Source organism: Mediterraneibacter sp. 210702-DFI.5.30 (assembly GCF_020560115.1).
GTDB lineage: Bacteria > Bacillota > Clostridia > Lachnospirales > Lachnospiraceae > Mediterraneibacter > Mediterraneibacter faecis.
In genome coordinates, this window is the sequence record NZ_JAJCME010000214.1 from 1 (window position 1) to 227 (window position 227).

General features: G+C 46.3%; 1 protein-coding gene. It reads right to left on the reverse strand.

The features are described 5' to 3' along the window. Positions 1 to 227: hypothetical protein (locus LI126_RS15305; protein ID WP_227165762.1), on the reverse strand; the 227-nt coding region annotated here is incomplete at both ends.

The following is a 227-nucleotide window of genomic DNA, read 5'->3' on the forward strand; positions in this document are numbered from 1 at the left end:
ATCAGTTTCACCTTTGACGGTAACTTCTTTCGTACGAGTCGCAGCATCTTCAGCGATCTCAACGACTTCACCAGTAACTTCAGTAATTACAGCCAAACCTTTAGGATTACGTGCTTCGAAGATTTCTTGGACACGAGGAAGACCTTGTGTAATATCGTCTCCGGCAACCCCACCGGTATGGAATGTCCGCATGGTTAACTGAGTACCTGGTTCACCGATTGATTGAG